This is a genomic window from Ideonella sp. (assembly GCF_041918995.1).
Taxonomy (GTDB): domain Bacteria; phylum Pseudomonadota; class Gammaproteobacteria; order Burkholderiales; family Burkholderiaceae_C; genus Ideonella.
Genome location: NZ_JAYRUN010000003.1, coordinates 267,308 through 286,731 on the forward strand (window position 1 = coordinate 267,308; position 19,424 = coordinate 286,731).

Here is a 19,424-nt window from a genome sequence, read left to right on the forward strand (position 1 = left end):
TTCGCGCCCGGCGGGTGCCGGGTCAGCGGGTGCGTGCGGCCGCGGCGATCCGGTCCATGGCCTGGCTGGCGCTCATCTTGTCGGTGTTCCAGAACTGGCTCACCGCGTCCTTGATGGCGCCCTCGGCTGCCGACGGCACCGCCATGCCGTGCGCGATGGACGGCACGAGGCTGCCGGCCTTGGCCGTGTCGCCGAAGTCCTTGGCCGACTGCCGGGCGCAGTCGTCGAACTTGTCCATGGGCATGCCCATGCGCACCGGGATGGAGCCCTTGTTGAGGTTGAACACCTCCTGGAACTCCGGCGCCATGATCTGCCGGGCCAGTTCCTTCTGCGCGGCGATCTTGTCGGCGTCCTTGAGCTGGAACAGCGCAAAGGAGTCGATGTTGAAGGTGAACGCACGCGCCGTGCCGGGCGCAGGCGCGCAGACGAAGTCCTTGCCCGGCACCTTGCCCGCGGCGACGAACTCGCCCTTGGCCCAGTCACCCATGATCTGCATGGCCGCTTCGCCCTTGATGACCATGGCGGTGGCCAGGTTCCAGTCGCGGCCCGGCGCGTTGCGGTCGGTGTAGTCCTTCACCCGCTTGAAGGTGGTGAGCACCTTTTCCATGGTGGGGCTCTTCAGCGCGGCGGGGTCGAGCTGCACCAGGGCCTTCTTGTAGAAGTCCGTGCCGCCCACGCCGAGGGCCACCGCCTCGAAGGTGGTGAAGTCCTGCCAGTTCTGGCCGCCGTGCGCCACCGGCACCACGCCGGCCTTCTTCAGCGCGTCGGCCGCGGTGAAGAACTCGTCCCAGGTGGTGGGCACCTTCACGCCGGCCTTGGCGAACACGGCCGGGTTGGCCCACAGCCAGTTCACCCGGTGCACGTTCACGGGCACCGCCACGTACGAGCCCTTGTACTTCATGACGTCCGCCACCACCGGAGGCAGCAGCTCGTTCCATTTCTCGGCGCGCGCCACGTCATCCATGTTGGCCAGCACGCCCTCGCGCGCCCATTCCTGGATGGACGGCCCCTTGATCTGCGCGGCCGAGGGCGCGTTGCCCGAGACCACGCGCGACTTCAGCACGGTCATGGCCGAGTCGCCTCCGCCGCCAGCGACGGCGAAGTCGCGCCAGCGGTGGCCGCTCTTCTGCAGCGTCAGCTTCAGGGCGGTGGCCGCCTTGGCCTCGCCGCCGGCGGTCCACCAGTGCAGGACCTCGATCTCGCCGGCATGGGCCAGCGCTGCGGCGCTCGCGAGGGCGAGGGCGGTCAGCGTGTTCTTCATGGTCGTCATCTCGTTGTCTCCTTGCGGGTCAGAACCACCACTCGACCTGCGCACCATAGCTGGTGCCGCGGGTCTCTCCGTCGTAGGCCGGCTGGCCCGTCACGTTGCCGGCCGGCGCGTTCCACTTGGCGGTGGTCACGTACAGGCGGAACTCCGGACGGCTCCAGAAATCGGGCCCGGTGGCCAGCGTGGGTGCCACCGTGAGCTTGGCCAGCTTGGCGGTGGCCCCGCCTTCCGGCTTGAACTGCGAGTAGCCCGCCTCCGTGACGAGCTTGAAATGGCGGCTGAAGGCGTAGGACACGCGGCCGCCCACGGACGCGGAGGTGGTGCGCACCCCGGCGCCGTCGGTCTGGCTGGCCAGCAGCAGCATGGCCTGGCCGCCCAGCGCGCCACGCTGGCCGCTGACGCTCTCCACGATGCGCCATCCCTTGGCATCGGAGCCGGCGGTCAGGTCGCCGAAGTTGGCGTTCAGGCCCGCCGAGCCCTGCGCGACCTGCAGGAACAGCGTGTTGTTCAGGCCCGTGCCGAACAGGTTCTGCTGGTCGTGGCGCAGCGTCAGCCCGGCGCCGGATTCCCCCCCGTCGAAGTCACCCCGCGTGAGGGTGGCGAAGAAGTTCAGCTTGCCGCCGGCATTGGCGGCGATGTCCACCCACTCGGCGTTGAGCCGGTTGCCGGGGCGCACCGCGTCGCTGTCCGTGCGGTAGAAGGCCACGCCCAGCTTGCCCGGCCCGACGCTGAAGCCCTTCGCGCCGGCGCCCACACCCGCCATTTCGACGAAGAAGGTGTCCACGATGTGCACGTCACCGCGGCGGCCGCGCTCCTTGCCGATCCAGAAGGTGGCCTCCGGCGCGATGTCGAAGCCCTTGGCCTCGGCAAACATCTGCTCGATCTTGATGCCCTCGCCGTTGGTGTCGGTGGCGCCGGTCCAGTGGTTGAGCATGAGCGTGACGCGGGTGTCGATGCCTTCCTTCTGGAAGCCCTGCGACAGCTGGAACTCGCCGTAGAAGTCGCACTCGTTGCCCAGCCGGTATTTCATGCCGGGGCTGCCGCCGTTCAGGCCATAGCAGGCGCGCGAGGCGTCGCTATCGGTCAGGCCGGGGCCGGCGCGGAAATAGCCGGTGTAGTCGAGCGCCTGGGCGCCGCCGGCCGCCAGGGCCAGGGCGGCCGCGGCGGCCAGATGAAGTCGAAGGTGCATGGCGGGTGTCTCCTGTGGCTTCCGGCGCAGCGGCCGCTCCGGAGCGGTCGGCGCGCGTTCAGCAAACGTTCAAGTTGTTTGCGCGCGCCGCAATTATTAAAGAGACATTAACGCCAGCTTGCTAGGTACTTTCCTTAGGTGGGGCCGGGATGGCGGCCCCCGACGCGGCGGCCGGGCCAGCCACCGCGGCGGCCAAGGGCAGGTGCACGGCCACCCGCAGCCCATGGGGCTGCTGCGGCTGCAGGGCCACCCGGCCGGCATGGCGCTGGACGATCTCCTGCACGATGGCCAGCCCCAGGCCACAGCCCTGGCCATCGGTGGTGCCGCGGACGAAGCGCTCGAAGGCCTGTCCGTCGCGCAGCGCCTCGGGCATGCCGGGGCCGGAGTCGATGACCTCCAGCAGCGCCTCGTCCATGTCCCGCGACACGCGCACCGTCACCTCGGCCCCGGCGCCCGCATAGCGCAGGGCGTTGTCGAGCAGGTTGGCCAGGGCCTCGCGCAACAGCAGCCCGATGCCGACCACCTCGGCAGGGGAGCCGCCCACGTCCTCGAAGCCGAGGTCGATGCCCGCCTGGCGGGCGCGTGGCACCCACTCGGCCGTGAGCTCCCGCGCCAGGGCCCGCAGGTCCACCCGTGCACGCGCCTGCACCGACGCCGATTCCGGCTCGGCACGCGCCAGGGTGAGCAGCTGGTTCACGAGGTGCGCACTGCGGGTGGCGCTGGCGTGCACCCGCTGCAGCCGCGCCTGCAGCGCGGGGTCGCCGGTTTCCGCCAGGGCCAGCTCCGTCTGGCTCTTCAGGCCGGCCAGCGGCGTGCGCAACTGGTGGGCGGCGTCGCTGATGAAGCGCTTCTGCGCCACCACGTTGTGCTGCACGGCACCCAGCAGCTCGTTGATGGCCCGGGCCAGCGCCCGCACTTCGCGCGGCGCGGCGTCCAGCTCGATGGCGGTGAGGTCGTTGGGTGCCTTGCCCTCCACCAGGCTGCGCAGCCGGGCCAGCGGCGCCAGCCCGGCGCGGATGCCCGCCCACACGATCATGGTCATCAGGGCGATCAACGCGGACAGCGGCAGCACGGTGTCCAGCAGGATGCGGCGTGCCAGTTCCTCCCGGTTGGCGCTGCTGCGGGCCACCTGCACCAGCATGGTCTGCGCCGGCCCGGCGTCGTCGCCATAGCTCAGGTACAGCGCGGCCACCCGCACCCGCAACCGCTCGCCGGCGCTGGCGCTGGCGCTGGCGCTGGCGGGCTCGAGGATGTCGCCGTCATAGAAATAGGGCTCGCCGAGCGCCGGCGGCTCAGGCACGCCCCGTGGCGCGGGGAGGTTGCGGTTGCCCAGGATGTACTGGCCCGGCGGCGCGCTGACCGTGAAGAGCACGCGGTCGTTGGGGTCGGCTTCGAGGATGTCCTGCGCCGCGCGCGGGAAGTCCACGAGCAGCCCGTTGCCGATGGGCTTGACCTGGCGAGCCAGCGAGCGCGTGGCCTGCGACAGGCTGGCGTCGATGGCCGCATTGGCATAGCGCGCCGCGATCTGGTAGGTGACCACCGCGCCCACGATCCACAGCACCAGCTGCGGCGCGAGCAGCCAGATCAGCAGCTGGCGGTGCAGGGACGGGCCGCCAGCCGGCACGGCATGCTCAGCCACCCCCGGCCGCCTCGACTTCCAGCAGGTAGCCCAGGCCGCGCACCGTGCGGATGGCCAGGCCCGACTGCTCCAGCTTGCGACGCAGGCGGTGGATGTAGACCTCGATGGAGTTGTTGGCGCCGGCGGCACCGCCTTCGCTGCGGTCCAGCGCCCAGGCCTGCTGGATCTGCTCCTTGGTGACCACCTTGTCGCGCTGGGCCAGCAGCAGGTCCAGCAGCATCCATTCGCGCGGGCTGAGCTCCAGGGGCTCGCCGCGCACCGTGGCGCGGCGTGTGTCGCGGTCGAAGCTCAGGTGGCCCAGCTCGGCCGAGGCCCCGGCGGGTCGGGTGCGCCGCAGCAGGGCGCGCAGCCGGGCCTCCAGCTCGGGAAAGTCGAAGGGCTTGGTCAGGTAGTCGTCGGCGCCCGCGTTCAGGCCCGCGACCCGGTCGTCCAGGCTGTCCAGCGCCGTCAGCACCAGCACGGGCAGGGCGGGCCGCGCCGCGCGCACGCGCTTGAGCACCGTGAGGCCGTCCACCAGGGGCAGGCCCAGGTCCAGCACGGCCACATCGTGCGGCTGCTTGAGCAGCAGGTACTCGGCCACGGCGCCGTTCGGCGCGTGTTCCACCTCGAAACCGGCCTGGCGCAGCTGGGCGGACAGCGCGTCGGCCAGGATGGCGTCGTCCTCGGCGAGCAACAGGTTCATGGACGAAAGCTTAACGCCAGGCGACGCCCGCGCGATGGTGGCGGACCCGCGGGTGGCTGGATTGCCCGTCTGCCCTCCAGGTCCGACCAAAGCCCCTGTCTTGATGTTGGTCAAGACGGTAGCGCTGGCGCCGGCCCGCCAAGCCGGCGACAAAGGAGACGGGCGCCGACGAAGGCCGCCCACAGGGAGAACCGAAATCTATGCTCGATGCAGGTCTGCTGGAGGCCTTGGCGGAAGAGTCGCCGGATGCCATCGTGGTGGTCGACGATGGCGGCCACATCACGTTCTGGAACCGCACCGCCGAGATGATCTTCGGCCACCCCCGGCATGCCGTCATGGGGCACGGCCTGCATGGGCTGCTCTTCGGCGGAGAACACGGCCGCGCCCTCGGCACCGACCCGACAGAGGCATCGTCCGAGGGAGGGCGCTGGGTCGACACCGTGGCCCGCTGTGCGGATGGGGCCTTGCTGTACGTGAACATGGCCTCGCAGGCGCTGCGCGGCGGGCCGGGACGGCCGCGCGGCACGGTGGTGACGCTGGCCGACGTCACCCACCTGCGCACCCGGCGTGACGCACGGCTGCTGGGCGCGCGCTACCGCGAGCTGTTCGATTCCATGCCGGACGCCATCCTGGTGGTGAACGAGATCGGCCGGGTGGCCCTGTTCAACCGCCAGGCGGAGGTGATGTTCGGCTATGCGTCTGCCGACGTGGTGGGTGCGCCGCTGGAAATGCTGATGCCGCCGCGGTTCCGCGCGGGACACGGCCGCCACCGCGAGCACTACATGGCCCATCCGCACACCCGGCCCATGGGCCAGGGGCTTGAGCTCTATGGCCAGCGGCAGAACGGCGAGGAGTTCCCCGTGGAGATCAGCCTGAGCCCCTTGCGCACCGACGTGGGCTTCTTCGGCCTGTCCGCCATCCGCGACATCAGCGAGCGGCGCCGGGTCGAGCGCGCGCTGGAGGAGAAGAACATGGAACTGGAGCGCGCCAGCCGCGCGAAGGACCGCTTCCTGGCCACCATGAGCCACGAGCTGCGCACCCCGCTGAACGCCATCATCGGGTTCACGGGCATCCTGCTGATGCGGCTGCCCGGGCCGCTGACGCCCGACCAGGAGAAGCAACTGGGCTTGGTCCAGTCCAGCGGCAAGCACCTGTTGTCGCTCATCAACGACCTGCTGGACCTGGCGAAGATCGACTCCGGCAGCGTGGACATGCGCCTCGTGCCCGTGGACGCGCGGCTGCTGGTGGAGGAGGTCGGCACCACGCTGCGGCCGGCGGCCACCACCCGGGGCCTGGCGCTCGAACTGCGGCTTCCGCCGGAGCCCCTGTGGGTGTGCGCCGACCGGCGCGCCCTGCAGCAGATCCTCATCAACCTGACCAACAACGCGATCAAGTTCACCGAGCAGGGCGGGGTGACCGTGTCGGTGGAGCTGGCGCCGGACGACCCGGCACGGGTGGTGTTCGGCGTGTCCGACACGGGGGTGGGCATGACGCCGGACGAGGTGGGCCAGCTGTTCCACGCCTTCACCCAGGTGGGACACCCCAGCCGCCGTCCCAGCATCGAGGGCACCGGCCTCGGGCTGTACCTGTGCAAGAAGCTCGCCGAGCTGCACGGCAGCCGCATCGAGGTGCGCAGCGTGCCGGGGCAGGGCAGCCGGTTCTGGATGTCGCTGGAGCGCGCCGCGGGGCCGGCCGAGGCGGGCGGGGAGTGCGCATGAGCTCCCCGCGCGTGCTGGTCGTCGACGACAACGCCATCAACCTGCAGCTGGTGAGCTACCTGCTGCAGTCGGCGGGGTGCGAGGTGTGCGCCGTCGACAACGGCGAGCAGGCGCTGGCGGCGCTGGAGGCACCGGGCGACCCCTTCGACGTGGTGCTGTGCGACATCCAGATGCCGGTCATGGACGGCTACGAGTTCGCCCGGCGCGTGAAGTCGGACGCCCGGCGGCGCGAGCTGCCGATGGTGGCGCTGACGGCACTGGCGATGGTGGGCGACCGCGAGCGGGTCATGCAATCGGGCTTCGACGCCTACCTGTCCAAGCCGATCGAGCCCGCCACCTTCATCGAGACGCTGCGCGCGGTGGTGCCGGGCCTGTTCGCGCCCTCGGTAGATGCGGCGGCCGCCGCGCCGCCGCCCGCACCGGGGTCGACCCCGCCGCGCACCACGGGCCAGACGATCCTCGTGGTCGACGACACGGTGTCCAACCTCGAGCTCAAGCAGGGCATGCTGCAGCCGCTGGGTTTCCGGGTGCTCACCGCGTCCACGCCGGACCAGGCGCTCGCGCTGGCCCGGCATGAGCGGCCCGATCTCATCATCAGCGACATCGGCCTCGGCGAAGGCACCGGCTTCGATGTCATCGCCCGCGTCAAGGCCGAGCCCCACTTGCGCGACGTGCCCTTCGTGTTCCTCACCGCCACCCACTGGGACGAGGAGTCCCAGACGCGTGCGCTGGCGATGGGCGCCGACCGCTACCTCACCCGGCCGATCGACACGCCCGTGCTGATCGAGGAGATCCGCCGCCTGCTGGCACGCGCCCCGCGCTGATCAGCACTCGACGATGTTGACCGCCAGGCCGCCGCGGGCGGTCTCCTTGTACTTGGTCATCATGTCGGCGCCCGTCTCGCGCATGGTCTTGATGACCTTGTCCAGGCTGACGTGGTGGGTGCCATCCCCGCGCAGCGCCATGCGCGCGGCGTTGATGGCCTTCACCGAGGCGATGGCGTTGCGCTCGATGCAGGGGATCTGCACCAGCCCGCCCACCGGGTCGCAGGTGAGGCCCAGGTGGTGCTCCATGCCGATCTCGGCGGCGTTCTCCACCTGGGCGGCGCTGCCGCCCATCACGGCGCACAGGGCGCCGGCGGCCATCGAGCAGGCCACACCCACCTCGCCCTGGCAGCCCACCTCCGCGCCGGAGATGCTCGCGTTCTCCTTGTAGAGGATGCCGATGGCGGCCGCCGTGAGCAGGAAATCGACGACGCCGGCGTCGGTGGCGCCGTGGACGAAGCGGTGGTAGTAGTGCAGCACGGCGGGCACGATGCCGGCCGCGCCGTTGGTCGGGGCGGTCACCACCCGGCCGCCGGCGGCGTTCTCCTCGTTCACCGCCAGGGCGTAGAGGTTCACCCAGTCCATCACCTGCAGCGGGTCGCGCAGGGCGGCCTCCGGGTTGGCGGTGAGGTCGCGGTAGAGCTGGGCGGCGCGGCGCTTGACCTTGAAGCCGCCGGGCAAGGTGCCTTCGGTGCGCAGGCCGCGCAGCACGCACTCCTGCATCACCTTCCAGATGCGCAGCAGCCCGGCGTCGATCTCGGCGTCGGTGCGCCAATGGCGCTCGTTCACGCGCATCACCTGGGCGATGCTCAGGCCCTCGCGCTCGCAGACCTCCAGCAGCTCGGCGCCCGAGCGGAACGGCAGCGGCAGCACCGTGGCGTCCGGTGCGATCACCTTCTGCTTCGAGCCGTCGGCCGCCACCTCGTCGCTGACGACGAAGCCGCCGCCCACCGAGTAGTACACCCGGTTCTCCAGCTCCTGGCCGCCCGCGTCGTAGGCCACCAGGCGCATGCCATTGGCGTGGAACGGCAGCGTCTCCCGGCGGTGGAAGACCAGGTCCTCCGCCTCGTCGAAGGCCAAGCCCTGCTCGCCGGCCAGGGCGAGGCGCCGTTCCTGGCGGATGAGGTCCAGGAGGGCGGGCACCAGGTCCACGTCCACCGTGTCCGGCTCATGCCCCGCCAGGCCGAGGATCACGGCCTTGTCGCTGCCGTGCCCCTTGCCGGTGGCGCCGAGCGAGCCATAGAGCCAGCAGCGCACGCGGGCGGTGCGCGCCAGCAGGCCCTCGCTGCGCAGCCGGCCGGTGAACAGCCGCGCTGCGCGCATGGGGCCCACCGTGTGGGAGCTGCTCGGCCCGATGCCGATCTTGAAGAGGTCGAAGACGGAGACGGCCATGGGGTGTGCCTCGCTGGGTAAGTGGGGCGTCAGGGGGGCCACCCTGGCCGAGGGTGGCGGCGGGGGTCCGTCGCCGGGAGCGTCACTCCGTGTAGTCGGACAGCGGCACGCAGCTGCAGAACAGGTTGCGGTCGCCGTACACGTTGTCCACCCGGCCGACCGGCGGCCAGTACTTGCCATGGCGCAGGGCGGGCACCGGGTAGGCCGCCACCTCGCGGCTGTAGGCGTGCGGCCAGTCGGCCTTCAGCAGGCGGTCGGCGGTGTGCGGCGCGTTCTTCAGCGGGTTGTCTTCCCTGGGCCAGGCGCCGGACTCCACTTGCCGGATCTCCTCGCGGATGGCGATCATGGCGTCGCAGAAGCGGTCCAGCTCGACCAGCGGCTCGCTCTCGGTGGGCTCCACCATCAGCGTGCCCGCCACCGGGAAGCTCAGCGTGGGCGCGTGGAAGCCGTAGTCGATCAGGCGCTTGGCCACGTCCTCGGCGCTGATGCCGGAGCTGTCCTTCAGGGGGCGCAGGTCGAGGATGCACTCGTGGGCGACGCCGCCGCCCTTGATGCCCTCGATGCCACCGCTGAAATGGATGTCGTAGTGGTCGGACAGGCGAGCGGCCACGTAGTTGGCGCTGAGGATCGCGGTCTCGGTGGCCTGCTTCAGGCCCTCGGCACCCATCATGCGGACGTACATCCACGAGATGGGCAGCACGGCCGCATTGCCCAGCGGCGCCGCGCTCACCGCGCCGACGCCGCCCTCACGCGGCTGGCCGGCCGTGGCATGGCCGGGCAGGAAGGGCACGAGGTCGTCCACCACGCACACCGGGCCGACGCCCGGGCCGCCGCCGCCGTGGGGGATGCAGAAGGTCTTGTGCAGGTTGAGGTGGCTCACGTCGCCACCGAACTGGCCGGGGGCGGCCACGCCCACCAGGGCGTTCATGTTGGCGCCGTCCACGTACACCCGGCCACCGTACTGGTGCACCAGGGCGCACAGCTCCTTCACGCGCGGCTCGAACACGCCGTAGGTGGAGGGGTAGGTGATCATGATGCAGGCCAGGTCGTCCTGGTGCTGCTCGCACTTGGCCTTCAGGTCGTCCAGGTCCACGCTGCCATTGGCATCGCACTTCACCACCAGCACCTGCATGCCCACCATCTGGGCCGACGCGGGGTTGGTGCCGTGGGCCGACTCGGGGATGAGGCAGACCTTGCGGTGGCCCTGCCCGCGCGAGGCGTGCCAGCCACGGATGGCCAGCAGACCGGCGTACTCGCCCTGGGAGCCGGCGTTCGGCTGCAGGCTGATGCCGGCGTAGCCGGTGGCCTGGCACAGCCAGGCGGTGAGCTGCTCGTTCAGCAGCGCATAGCCGGCCAGCTGGTCGGCCGGGGCGAACGGGTGCACCTGGGCGAACTCCGGCCAGGTGACCGGGATCATCTCGCTGGTGGCGTTGAGCTTCATGGTGCACGAGCCCAGCGGGATCATGGTGCGGTCCAGCGCCAGGTCCTTGTCGGCCAGGCGGCGCAGGTAGCGCAACATCTCGGTCTCGCTGTGGTGCGTGTTGAACACCGGGTGCGTGAGGAACGCGCTGGTGCGACGCAGGGCGTCGGGCAAGCGCGGTGCCGCCGTGCCCGCCAGCGCCTCGACGGTCGGCAGCGCCTGGCCGTCGCGGGCGAACCAGCCCCACAGGGCCACCAGGTCGGCACGGGTGGTGGTCTCGTCCAGGGCCACGCCCACGTGGCGGTCGCTCACCCGGCGCAGGTTGGCGCCGGCGGCCAGCGCGCGGGCGATGACCTCGCCCGTGCGCTCGCCCGTCTCCACCGTGAGGGTGTCGAAGGCGTGCGGGTTGAGCACCTTCTGGCCCAGCTGCTCCAGGCCGGCGGCCAGGATGGCCGTGTAGGTGGCCACACGCTCGGCGATGCGCTTCAGGCCCGCGGGGCCGTGGTAGACGGCGTACATGCTGGCCATCACCGCCAGCAGCACCTGGGCCGTGCAGATGTTGGAGGTGGCCTTCTCGCGACGAATGTGCTGCTCGCGCGTCTGCAGCGCCAGGCGGTAGGCCGGCTGGCCCTGGCTGTCGATGCTCACGCCCACCAGGCGGCCGGGCAGCGAACGCTTGAACTCGTCACGGCAGGCCATGAACGCGGCGTGCGGACCGCCGCCGCCCATGGGCACGCCGAAGCGCTGGGTGTTGCCCACGACGATGTCGGCACCCCATTCACCCGGCGGCGTCAGCAGGGTCAGCGCCAGCAGGTCCGCCGCCACGATGAACGCGGCCTGCCTGGCATGGGCCTGCTCCACCAGGCCGCGCATGTCGTGCACCAGGCCGGTGGTGGCGGGGTACTGGGCCAGCGCGGCGAAGTAGTCGTGCGCCTGCATCAGCTCGGGCAGCACGCCCACGATGACCTGCAGCCCCAGCGGTTCGGCGCGCGTGCGCACCACCTCGATGGTCTGGGGATGGCAGTCACCGGCCACGAGCAGGGTGTTGCTCTTGCTCCGCACGCTGCGCTTGGCCAGCGTCATGGCCTCGGCGGCCGCGGTCGCCTCGTCCAGCATGGACGCATTGGCGATCGCCATCCCGGTGAGGTCGGTGACCATGGTCTGGAAGTTCACCAGCGCTTCCATGCGGCCCTGCGAGATCTCGGCCTGGTAGGGCGTGTAGGCGGTGTACCAGGCGGGGTTCTCGAGGATGTTGCGCAGGATGACGCCCGGCGTGTGGGTGCCGTGGTAGCCCTGGCCGATGAAGCTGCGCAGCACGCGGTTGCGCGAGGCGACGGCCTTCAGCTCCGCCAGCGCCTCGGCCTCGCCCACGGCGGGCGGCAGGTCCATCGACGCGCCGCGGCGGATGGTGGCCGGCACGATGGCGTCGATCAGCGCCTCACGCGAGGCGGCGCCCACGATGCTGAGCATGTGCGCCTGCTCCGCCGGCTCCGGGCCGATGTGGCGGGCGATGAACTCGGTGGAGGTTTCCAGGGCGTCGAGGGAAGAGGCGGAGGCGGGCGTCGGCATGGCGAAGGGTCAGGCGGGGGGGCGGGGACGGTGGGGGGCTTCGACAGGCTCAGCCCGAACGGATCAATCGGGGTGGCGTTTGCCCTGAGCGGGTCGAAGGGCCGGGGTGGGCCGCGGCGCGCACCCCGGTGCCGGCAGACCCGGCAGGAACGGACAGGGGCTTACAGCGTCTTGAGCAGGGCGTCGTAGGCGGGCGCGTCCATCAGCTGCTCGAACTGCGCCATGTTGGTCACGTGCACCTTGAAGAACCAGCCGGTGCCCAGTGGGTCGGTGTTGGCCAGTGCCGGGTTGGCGCGCAGCTCCTCATTGACTTCCACCACCTCGCCGTCCACGGGCATGTAGATGTCGGCCGCGGCCTTCACCGACTCCACCACACCGGCGATCTCGCCCTTCTGGTAGGTCTTGCCGACTTCCGGCAGGTCGACGAACACCACGTCACCCAGCGCGTCCTGCGCGTGCAGCGTGATGCCGACCACCGCGGCCTCGTGGTCTTCGATGTTGATCCACTCGTGATCGGCGGTGTACATGGTCGTCATGGCAAGGCTCCTCGGGCAAATGACGGGGTTGGAAGGGAAAGGATGAGCTTAAGCCCGTGGCGGCGCAGGCGTCCACGCCAGCGCGGGGCGGGCCGGGCGGTCAGCCGCGGTGGTAGCGGTGCGGCGCGAAGGGCATGGGCGCCACGCGCATCGGCAGGCGCTTGCCCCGCACCTCGGCGAACACCTCGGTGCCGGCAGCGGTGTGGCTGGCGGCCAGGTAGGCCATGGCCACCGGCTGTCCCACCGTGGGGCCGAGCGTGCCGCTGGTCACCGTGCCGAGCGCCGAGCCGTCGGCCGCGACGATGGGCGTGCCCTCGCGCACCGGCGCACGCTCCAGGCCCAGCAGCCCCACGCGCTTGCGCGACGGGCCTTCGGCCAGCTGGCGGTCGATCACCGCCGCACCCGGGTAGCCGCCCGCCCGGTCACCACCGGCGCGGCGCACCTTCTGGATGGCCCAGGTGAGGCCGGCCTCGACCGGCGTGGTGCCGGTGTCGATGTCGTGGCCGTACAGGCACATGCCGCCTTCCAGGCGCAGCGTGTCACGGGCGCCCAGGCCGGCCGGCTTCACCTCGGGCTGGGCCAGCAGGGCGCGCGCCAGGGCGACGGCCCGGTCGGCCGGCACCGAGATCTCGAAGCCGTCCTCTCCCGTGTAGCCGGAGCGGGTGACGAAGCAGCGGCTGCCGGCCAGCTCGAACGCGCCGCCGGTCATGAAGGTGAGGGCGGACACGCCCGGGTTCAGCCGGGCCAGCGCCGCGGCCGCCTGCGGGCCCTGCAGCGCGAGCAGGGCGCGGTCGGGCAGCGTGCGGATCTCGCAGCGCGCGCCGATGTGCTGGCGCAGGTGGGCGATGTCGGCGTCCTTGCAGCCGGCGTTCACCACCACGAACAGGTCGCCGAAATCGCCGGCGTCGGCCGCGGGTGGCCGGGTGATCATCAGGTCGTCAAGCAGGCCGCCCTGCTCGTTGGTGAAGAACGCGTAGCGCTGCTTGCCCGCCGGCAGGCCGACCACGTCGACCGGCACCAGCGCTTCCAGCGCCGCTGCGGCGTCCGGGCCCACCAGGCGCAGCTGGCCCATGTGGGAGACGTCGAACAGGGCGGCCGCCTCGCGGCACTGGCGGTGCTCGGCCATCAGGCCGCCGGGGTACTGGACCGGCATGGCGTAGCCGGCGAAGGGCACCATGCGGGCGCCCAGCTCCAGGTGCAGGGCGTGCAGGGGCGTGTGCAGCAGGTCGGTGGGAGCGGGCGCGGCGGAGGACATGGGCGGGACCTTTGTCGAGGGCAATCCAGGAAACCTGAGTACGGTCGGTTGCCCTCGCTGTCCGCTTTACCTGAGAGATTGACGGCCGGCGCGGCGCGTGGCGCCGCGGGGCCGCTTGCCCCTTCGGTGGGCAGGCTCGTCTCCGCGAGGAAACCGCCTGCCTCTCTCCAGTGAGGAACGCCAGCGCTGCGTGGTGGCGCAGTGCCGCGGCGTCTTGCCAGTCCTTTTGCCTGAGCGTTCGGGGCCATGCCCCTGCGCCTTCGGCGGCCAGCCGCGCGTGCGCGCAGCCGGCTCTCTCCTGGCAAGCGGGCAGTGTAACCGAGCGGCCGCGGCGGCGTGGCGCGGCAGTACAGTGGGCCGTATCCCCCTTGATCCCCGACCGCCGGAGACACCATGCTGACCGTGGACGACCCCCTGCTGCTGCGCACCTGCGACGCGCGCGGCGTGGTGACCCTCACCCTGAACCGCCCGCAGGCCTTCAACGCACTCTCGGAGGCCATGCTGGCCGCGCTGCAGGCCGAGCTGGACGCCCTGGCCGCCGATGCATCCGCCCGCGTGCTGGTGATCGCCGCCGCCGGCAAGGCCTTCTGCGCCGGGCACGACCTGCGCGAGATGCGGGCCCAGCCGTCGCTGGGCTACTACCAGGCCCTGTTCGCGCGCTGCGCCAAGGTGATGACGGCCATCCAGCGCCTGCCGATTCCGGTGATCGCCAAGGTGCAGGGCGTGGCCACGGCGGCCGGCTGCCAGCTGGTGGCCACCTGCGACCTGGCGGTGGCGCTGGAGTCGGCGCGCTTCGCGGTGAGCGGCGTGAACCTGGGCCTGTTCTGCTCCACGCCGGCCGTGGCCCTGTCGCGCAACATGGGCCGCAAGCCGGCCTTCGAGATGCTGGTCACGGGCGAGTTCATCGGCGCCGAGGAGGCCCGGCGCCTGGGCTTGGTCAACCGCCTGGCGGCGGACGCGGCAGGCCTGGACGCGCAGGTGGAGCGCCTGGCGGCCAGCATCGTGGCCAAGCCGCGGGTGGCCGTGGCGATGGGCAAGGCCCTGTTCTACCGCCAGATCGAGGCCGGCATGGAGGCCGCCTACATCGACGCCGGGCAGACCATGGCCTGCAACATGATGGACGACGCCGCGCTGGAGGGGGTGCTGGCGTTCACCGAGAAGCGGCCGCCGGCCTGGTCGGGCGGCTGAGCGCCGTCCGACGCGGCTGGGACCCCGTCACCGCCGGCGCCGGGCCGGGGGGCGGGTTGTCCGCAGCGGGGCTCAATCGTGGACGTGACGCGCCGAAAACACCGTCAATGGCGCTCCTCCACGATCCCATGGCCACCCACTGGACCACCCTGGTCCTGGTGGCGCTGCCGTGGGTCGCGGCTCTTGCGGCTCTGGCGGCCGTCGTGCGCCTGGCCATCGGCCGGCGTCGACTGCGGCGGCAGCGCGACCAGCTGCGGGTGCACCTGGCCGAGGCGCGGGAGGCGCTGCAGGCGCGCGCCGCCCCGCTCGCCGGGCTGCTGTCGCGCGAGGCGTTCGAGGAGCGGCTCGACGAGGCCGCCGACGCGGCGGACCGGGGCGGCGACGCCTTCTCGCTGCTCTACCTCGACCTCGACGGCTTCCGCGCGGTGAACGACACCTTCGGCCACCGCCAGGGGGATGCGCTGCTGCGTGACGTGGCCCGGCAGCTGGCGGGTGACGCCGCGGGCCCGGTGTGCCGGGTGGCGGCCGACGAGTTCGCGATGATCGTTCCCGGGCCGGCCGCCGCCGCACGCGAGCTGGCCGCCGCGCTGCCCGGCCGCCTGTCGCGGGCTCCGACCGATTCGGCCGTCGGCGTGTCGCTGAGCTGCTCCATCGGGATTGCCCGGTACCCCGAGCACGGCGGGCGCTCGCTCCTGCTGGCCAACGCGGCCCTGGCGATGCGCAGCGTCAAGCTGGCCGGCGGCGGCGACTTCGCCGACTACGACCCGCAGATGGGACACGACGCCCGGGACGAGATGGCGCTGCTGGCGGACCTGCGGCGCGCACTGGAGCGCGGGCAGCTGTCGCTGTACTACCAGCCCAAGGTGGACGCCCGCAGCCTGCAGGTCACGGCGGCCGAGGCGCTGATGCGCTGGCACCACCCCGAGCGCGGCATGGTGAGCCCCGCGCGCTTCGTGCCGCTGGCCGAGCGCCACGGCCTGATCGGCGCCTTGGGCACCTGGGCGCTGGAGCAGGCGTGCCGGCAGGCCGGTGCCTGGCGCGGCGAGGGCCTGCGCATGCGCGTGGCGGTCAACCTTTCTGCGCACCAGCTGCGCCAGGATGACCTGGTGGACCGGCTGGTGGCCTCGCTCGACGCGCACGGGATACCGCACGGCCGGTTCACGGTGGAGATCACCGAGTCGGTGGCGATGGAGGACACCCGCGTCACGCGGGACGCGTTCGAGAAGCTGCGCGAAGCGGGCCTGCACGTGTCGATCGACGACTTCGGGACCGGCTTTTCCAGCCTGGCCTCGCTGCGCCGCCTGCCCGCCGCCGAACTCAAGATCGACCGCGCCTTCGTGTGCGACCTGGAGACCAGCAGCGACGCCCGCGCCATCTGCGAAGCCATCATGCACATGGCGCACACGATCGGCCTGCGCGTGGTCGCCGAGGGCGTGGAGACGCCGGGTCAGCGGGACCTGCTGGTGGCGATGGGTTGCGACGAACTGCAGGGCTACCTGTTCGCCCGGCCCATGAGCGCCCAGGCGCTCGGCCTGTGGGCGGCCGACGACGGCCCCGACGACGCACCGGAGTTCCGGCCGTCGCTGTTCGACCCCACCCAGCCGATCGCGCTGTGACGCGGGGTCAGGCGGCGTCGGCGGCCTCCGGCGTGGTCACCGGGCCGGTGCCGCTGAAACGGTCGAGCGCCAGGTAGATGACGGGCGTGATGTAGAGCGTCACGGCCTGCGAGAACACCAGCCCGCCCACCACCGCCAGGCCCAGCGGCTGCCGCAGCTCGGCACCGGCGCCGATGCCCAGGGCGATGGGCAATGCACCCATCAGGGCGGCCAGCGTGGTCATCATGATGGGTCGGAAGCGCAGCACGCAGGCCTCGCGGATCGCCTCGGCCGGGCTGCGGCCGTGGTGGCGTTGTGCGTCCAGCGCGAAGTCGATCATCATGATCGCGTTCTTCTTCACGATGCCGATCAGCAGCACGATGCCGATGGTGGCGATGAGCGTGAGGTCCATGCCGAAGAGCATCAGCGTGGCCAGGGCACCCACGGCGGCCGAGGGCAGGCCGGCCAGGATCGTCAGGGGGTGGATGTAGCTCTCGTACAGCACGCCCAGCAGCACATAGATGACCAGCAGCGCGGCGACGATCAGGATCGCCTGGTTGCCCTGCGAGCTCTGGAACACCGCGGCGTCCCCGCCGTAGCTGGCCACGATGGACGCCGGCATGCCGATGGCGTCGCGCGCCGCGTCGACCCGCGCCGTCGCGTCGCCCAGCGCCGCGCCGGGGGCCAGGTTGAACGACACCGTCACCGCCTGCAGCTGGCCCACGTGGTTGACCGCGCTCGGCCCCACCGTGCGCCTGACCGTGGTGAAGGCGGACAGCGGCACCAGCGTCCCGGTGGAGGACCGCACGTACAGCCCGGCCAGCGCCCGCTCGTCCTGCTTGGCCTCGGGCGCCACCTCCATGATCACCTGGTAGCTGTCGGTGGGCAGGTAGATGGTGGACACCTGACGCTCGCCGAAGGCGCTGTACAGGGCCGTGCGCACCGCGTCGATCGACACGCCCAGGGCGTTCGCGCGCTCGCGGTCGATGTCCAGCTGGGCCTGCAGGCCGCTCATCTGGGCGTCGCTCGTCACGTCCCGGAACAGCGGGTCGTCGCGCAGGCGTTCCTGCAGCCGCAGCGCCCACTCGTTCAGCTCGTCGGCCCGCACGCTCTGCAGGATGTACTGGTAGCGCGCCTTGCTCTGCCGGCCGCCCAGGCGCAGGTTCTGCACCGGCGTCATGAACACGTTCAGGCCGGCGACGGCCCGCAGTTCCTTGCGCAGGCCCTCGATCACCTGCTTCATGGGCGGCCGCTCGCTGCGCGGCTTGAGGTTGATGAACATGCGGCCGCTGTTCTGGGCGCCGCCGCCGCCGTTGAACGAGCTGACGGTGAGCACGTGGGGGCTGGCACGCACGATGGCGGCGGCCTGCTCCTGCAGCCGCACCATCTGCGGGAAGGAGGTGTCCTCGGCCGCCTCGGTGCTCACCTGGATCTGGCCGATGTCCTCCTCGGGGAAGAAGCCCTTGGGGATGGCCCAGAACGCCCAGGCCGTGGCCACGAAGGTGAGGGCCGCCACACCGAGCACCGCGCCGCGGTGGCGCAGCGCCAGGTCCAGCGTGCGCGTGTAGGCGCCCAGCAGGCGGTCGAACCCGCGCTCGAACAGGCGCACCAGGGCGCCGGGCCGCTTCTTGTGCGCCTCGTCGGTGAGGAAGCGGCTCGCCAGCATGGGCACCAGGGTGAGCGACACGAAGGCCGACACCACGATGGCCAGGCCGACGATCACCGCGAACTCGTGGAACAGCAGGCCGATCACGCCGGGCATGAAGAAGATCGGGATGAACACCGCCACCAGCGACGTGGAGATGGAGATGATGGTGAAGCCCACCTCGCGCGACCCGCGCAACGCCGCCTGGAAGGGCCGCTCGCCGTCCTCCACGTGGCGAACGATGTTCTCCAGCATCACGATCGCGTCGTCCACCACCAGGCCCACCGCCAGCGTCAGGCCCAGCAGCGAGATGTTGTCCAGGCTGTAGCTGAGGCCCCAGAGCAGCGCGACGGCGCCCATCAGCGACACCGGCAGCGACAGCGCGGGGATCACCGTGGCCACGAAGCGGCGCAGGAACAGGAAGATCACCAGCACCACGAGCACGATGGTGCCCACGAGCGTGAGCGTCACGTCATGCAGGGCCTCGCGGATGGACAGCGAGCGGTCGTTCACCGGCCGGATGCGGATGGACTGCGGCAGCTCCTCGGCCAGCTGCGGCAGCGTGGCGCGCACGGCATCCACCACCTCCACCGTATTGGCGCCGGGCTGGCGGTACACGCCCAGCGAGATGGACGGCTCGCCATTCAGCGTGGCCCAGGTCTTGAGCGACTCGATGCTGTCTTCCACCTGGGCCACATCACGCAGCCGCACCGTCTGGCCGTTGCGGCTGGCGATGATCAGCTCGGCGAACTCCGCCGCGTTGCGCAGCTGGCGGTTGGCCTGCAGGGTGAGCGTCTGGCGCTCGCCTTCGAGCGTGCCCACCGGCGTGTTGACGTTGGCGGCGCGCAGCGCGGCGGCCAGCTCGTCCAGGCCCAGGTTGCGTGTGGCCAGCGCCTGCGGGTCCACCCGCACCCGCACGGCGTAACGCTTGGCGCCAAAGATGTTCACCTGCGCCACGCCCTCGATGGTGGACAGGCGAGGGGAGATGAGGTGTTCGGCGAAGTCCTGCAGCTCGGCCGGCGCCAGGGACGGCGAGGTCATGGCGATGAACAGGATGGGCGCATCGGCCGGGTTGACCTTGCGGTACGACGGCGGCGAGGTCATGTCCTGCGGCAGCTGGCGCTGCGCCCGCAGCAGGGCGGCCTGCACGTCCACGGAGGCGGCGTCGATGTCGCGGCCTTCCTCGAACTCCAGCGTCAGCGAGGTGTTGCCCAGCGTGCTGGTGGAGCTGATGAGCTTGAGCCCCGGGATGGTCTGGAACTGCTTCTCCAGCGGCAGCGCCACCGAGGTGGCCATGGTGTCGGGGCTGGCGCCGGGCAGCGAGGCGCCCACGTTGATCACCGGGGTGTCGTAGCTGGGCAGGGCGGCGATGGGGATGCTGCGCCAGGCGATGACGCCGGCCAGCACGATGGCCAGGTTGAGCAGCACCGTCATCACCGGACGGCGGATGAACAGCTCGGACAGGTTCATGGGGCCGATGCTCCGCTGGCCGCGGGCGTGGCGCC

General features: G+C 71.5%; 13 protein-coding genes and 2 riboswitches. Of the genes, 4 read left to right on the plus strand and 9 right to left on the minus strand.

Annotated elements, in window-relative coordinates:
- Window positions 1-22 precede the first annotated feature (22 nt).
- The 4 genes from ACE3UN_RS04270 to ACE3UN_RS04285 form a co-directional block, all read right to left on the minus strand.
- Complete coding sequence (locus ACE3UN_RS04270; protein ID WP_374673671.1) at window positions 23-1,270, minus strand: ABC transporter substrate-binding protein; 1,248 nt, start codon at window positions 1,268-1,270, stop codon at window positions 23-25.
- A gap of 19 nt (window positions 1,271-1,289) precedes the next feature.
- The gene (locus ACE3UN_RS04275; RefSeq protein WP_374673672.1) at window positions 1,290-2,456 is read right to left on the minus strand and encodes a maltoporin; all 1,167 of its coding nucleotides are present in this window, start codon (window positions 2,454-2,456) and stop codon (window positions 1,290-1,292) included.
- A gap of 121 nt (window positions 2,457-2,577) precedes the next feature.
- On the minus strand, window positions 2,578-4,095 hold the full coding sequence (locus tag ACE3UN_RS04280) for a sensor histidine kinase (RefSeq protein WP_374673673.1): 1,518 nt from the start codon (window positions 4,093-4,095) through the stop codon (window positions 2,578-2,580).
- Window positions 4,088-4,777 carry a response regulator transcription factor gene (locus tag ACE3UN_RS04285; RefSeq protein ID WP_374673674.1) on the minus strand — a complete coding sequence of 230 codons (690 nt, stop codon included), beginning with the start codon at window positions 4,775-4,777 and terminating at the stop codon, window positions 4,088-4,090. The genes ACE3UN_RS04280 and ACE3UN_RS04285 overlap by 8 nt, the downstream gene beginning before the upstream one ends.
- 200 nt (window positions 4,778-4,977) lie before the next feature.
- Between ACE3UN_RS04285 and ACE3UN_RS04290 the strand changes: the two genes are divergently transcribed.
- Together ACE3UN_RS04290 and ACE3UN_RS04295 are read left to right on the plus strand one after the other, a co-directional pair.
- Window positions 4,978-6,495 carry a PAS domain-containing sensor histidine kinase gene (locus tag ACE3UN_RS04290; protein ID WP_374673675.1) on the plus strand — a complete coding sequence of 506 codons (1,518 nt, stop codon included), beginning with the start codon at window positions 4,978-4,980 and terminating at the stop codon, window positions 6,493-6,495.
- Window positions 6,492-7,319: a response regulator gene (locus ACE3UN_RS04295; RefSeq protein WP_374673676.1), complete on the plus strand. Its 828-nt coding sequence runs from the start codon at window positions 6,492-6,494 to the stop codon at window positions 7,317-7,319. Before ACE3UN_RS04290 ends, ACE3UN_RS04295 begins: the two co-directional genes overlap by 4 nt.
- On the opposite strand, the gene ACE3UN_RS04300 is transcribed toward ACE3UN_RS04295, so the two are convergent.
- The 4 genes from ACE3UN_RS04300 to gcvT form a co-directional block, all read right to left on the minus strand.
- Window positions 7,320-8,711, minus strand: coding sequence for an L-serine ammonia-lyase (locus ACE3UN_RS04300; protein WP_374673677.1), 1,392 nt, complete (start codon window positions 8,709-8,711; stop codon window positions 7,320-7,322).
- A gap of 82 nt (window positions 8,712-8,793) precedes the next feature.
- Window positions 8,794-11,700, minus strand: coding sequence for an aminomethyl-transferring glycine dehydrogenase (gene gcvP, locus ACE3UN_RS04305; protein ID WP_374673678.1), 2,907 nt, complete (start codon window positions 11,698-11,700; stop codon window positions 8,794-8,796).
- Window positions 11,701-11,861: 161 nt separating this feature from the next.
- On the minus strand, window positions 11,862-12,236 hold the full coding sequence (gene gcvH, locus ACE3UN_RS04310) for a glycine cleavage system protein GcvH (RefSeq protein WP_374673679.1): 375 nt from the start codon (window positions 12,234-12,236) through the stop codon (window positions 11,862-11,864).
- 100 nt (window positions 12,237-12,336) lie between these two features.
- The gene (gene gcvT / locus ACE3UN_RS04315; protein WP_374673680.1) at window positions 12,337-13,491 is read right to left on the minus strand and encodes a glycine cleavage system aminomethyltransferase GcvT; all 1,155 of its coding nucleotides are present in this window, start codon (window positions 13,489-13,491) and stop codon (window positions 12,337-12,339) included.
- A gap of 47 nt (window positions 13,492-13,538) precedes the next feature.
- Window positions 13,539-13,672: riboswitch (glycine riboswitch) on the minus strand.
- 31 nt (window positions 13,673-13,703) lie between these two features.
- Window positions 13,704-13,802: riboswitch (glycine riboswitch) on the minus strand.
- 82 nt (window positions 13,803-13,884) lie between these two features.
- On the opposite strand from gcvT, the gene ACE3UN_RS04320 reads away from it, so the two are divergent.
- Window positions 13,885-14,679 (plus strand): enoyl-CoA hydratase, encoded by a 795-nt coding sequence (locus tag ACE3UN_RS04320; protein ID WP_374673681.1) that lies wholly within the window; start codon window positions 13,885-13,887, stop codon window positions 14,677-14,679.
- 107 nt (window positions 14,680-14,786) lie between these two features.
- The gene (locus tag ACE3UN_RS04325) at window positions 14,787-16,295 is read left to right on the plus strand and encodes a putative bifunctional diguanylate cyclase/phosphodiesterase (RefSeq protein WP_374673682.1); all 1,509 of its coding nucleotides are present in this window, start codon (window positions 14,787-14,789) and stop codon (window positions 16,293-16,295) included.
- 7 nt (window positions 16,296-16,302) lie between these two features.
- On the opposite strand, the gene ACE3UN_RS04330 is transcribed toward ACE3UN_RS04325, so the two are convergent.
- Window positions 16,303-19,389, minus strand: a complete 3,087-nt coding sequence (locus tag ACE3UN_RS04330) for an efflux RND transporter permease subunit (RefSeq protein WP_374673683.1) — start codon at window positions 19,387-19,389, stop codon at window positions 16,303-16,305.
- Window positions 19,390-19,424 lie beyond the last annotated feature (35 nt).